The organism is Streptomyces alkaliphilus (assembly GCF_014141535.1).
Classification (GTDB): Bacteria; Actinomycetota; Actinomycetes; order Streptomycetales; family Streptomycetaceae; genus Streptomyces; species Streptomyces alkaliphilus.
On record NZ_VKHT01001089.1, the window covers coordinates 1 to 1,591 of the forward strand.

At 75.2% G+C, this 1,591-nt stretch carries 1 protein-coding gene; it reads right to left on the minus strand.

All coding sequences use genetic code 11. The annotated features are described in order from the left end of the window. Positions 1 to 314: 314 nt before the first annotated feature. Positions 315 to 1,355 carry an alpha/beta fold hydrolase gene (locus tag FNQ90_RS22580; RefSeq protein WP_182608036.1) on the minus strand — a complete coding sequence of 347 codons (1,041 nt, stop codon included), beginning with the start codon at positions 1,353 to 1,355 and terminating at the stop codon, positions 315 to 317. Positions 1,356 to 1,591: the final 236 nt, after the last annotated feature.

The following is a 1,591-nucleotide window of genomic DNA, read 5'->3' on the forward strand; positions in this document are numbered from 1 at the left end:
TCCCGGCGCCGACGGGCTCCCCGGAGGGTTCCGGGGGCGGGGATCCCCGGTCCGGGGACCGTCCCCCGGGATCGTCGAAGGCCGCCAGGTATTCGGGGCGGGGGCCCGACGGGGCACGGTGGTCCCCGGACGGCGCCCCGAAGAGGGGCAACGGATGGTCCGCGTCGGCGGCCCGGTCCGTCCACGACCCGGGCCGCCCCGTCACCGGGCCGGCGCCGGGCGGGGCGTGGGGGTCCGGAAAACCCGAGCGCCCCGGAAAACCCGAGCGCCCCCGGGAGTCCGGGAAAGCTGCCTCCCGCGGGCCGTGACCACGATCATCGGGACGCATCGACACCCCGGCTCCCGGCTCGGGGAGCCATCCCGGCGGACGACCGGGGAACCGTCGGCGGGACGACCGCTCCCGGTCGTCCCGCGATCTCGTCGCACAGGTCGCGGAAGGCGTCGGCCACCGCGTCGGGGAACTCCATCATCGCCACGTGCCCGGCGGAGGGCAGGGCGAGCATCCGGGAGTCGCGGAAGGTGATCGCGGCCCGCCGGGCCATCCGGAAGGCCACCAGGCGGTCCCGGCCGCCGTAGACCAGCAGGGTCGGCGCCAGGACCCGTTCCGCCTGTCGCCACAGCGACTGCTGACCGCCCAGCGCGTAGGCGTGGAAGATCCCGGCGGCGCTCCGCCCCAGGGAGTCCCAGAACCAGGGCAGGGTCTGACGGCGTTCCTGCTCGGCCACGGCCACCGCCAGTTCGTGCTCGGTGATCCGCGCCGGGTCCCCGTAGCACAGCCGCAGCACGTCCCGGGCGCGCTGCTCCGGCGGGTAGTCCCGGGTGAGGCGCCGCATGAGCCGGGACGCGCCGGGGGCGCCGAGCAGCGCGGTGGGCACGGCGGTGCGCTGGGGACGCAGTTCCGGGAGGGCGGGTGAGATCAGCGTCAGCGACCGCACCAGATCCGGACGCAGCGCGGCCACCCGGGTGGCCGCCGCGCCGCCGAGGGAGTTGCCGAAGAGGTGGACCGGTCCGCGCCCGGACACCTCCAGGCAGCGGATCACCCGCCGGGCGTGGGCGGGGATCGAGTAATCGCCGTCCACGGGTGGCGGGGAGGCCCCGAAGCCGGGCAGGTCGAGCGCCTCGCAGTCGACGTCGCCGGCCAGGCGTTCCATCAGGGAGGACCAGTTGCGGGAGGAGCCCCCCAGGCCGTGGACGAAGAAGGCCGGCTCGGCGTCGTGGCGGTCGGCCGCCCGGCGGCGGACCGCCACGACGTCGTCAACCAGCGCCCTGGGGTGGAAGGTCTCCCCCTCCCGCACCCCGGGCCAGTCCTCCGTCATGGCCGCCGCCTCGTAACGCTGCTGCCGGGTCGATGACATGCCGCAATATTACGAGCCCGTCACGTTCCCGCCGAAGGGCGGTCGGGAAGGTTTCCGCGCGGATTTCGGGGAAGTCGGGGAAAACACATGACGCGCCCCGTCGCCGAACCACCTCACAATGGACATCAACCCACCAATCGGGCTCTCGCCCCGAGGCGGTCCCCGCCGGAACCCACCGCGCCGGACCGACGGGATCCCGCCGTTCGGGCGGGAGGGCCCACCGGTCGGGCATGGAG